General features: G+C 75.5%; 1 pseudogene. It reads right to left on the bottom strand.

Features of this window, described 5'->3' with window-relative positions:
- Positions 1-204 (bottom strand): annotated as a pseudogene (locus G3I65_RS44530) (exopolyphosphatase); the annotation flags it as partial.

The following is a 204-nucleotide window of genomic DNA, read 5'->3' as shown; positions in this document are numbered from 1 at the left end:
CCCGGGCCGCGCGCCGGCCAACCGGGCGAGCTGCTGCAGCACCTTCGAGCAGCCGACGACGCGCGGATCGTCGACGCCGGCGGCGCCGAGCGTCGTGGTCACAACGTCGAGCGCGTGCGTGCGCAGCGCCTTGACCTGCTTGTTCGACACGCGCTCGGCCGGCAGCCAGTCCCGCGTCATCGACCGGGCGCCCAGCGGCAGCGA

It is taken from the genome of Amycolatopsis sp. SID8362, assembly GCF_010550475.1.
Lineage (GTDB): Bacteria > Actinomycetota > Actinomycetes > Mycobacteriales > Pseudonocardiaceae > Amycolatopsis > Amycolatopsis eburnea.
Note: the sequence above shows the minus strand (reverse complement) of the source record. Positions and strands in the feature narration are given on the sequence as shown.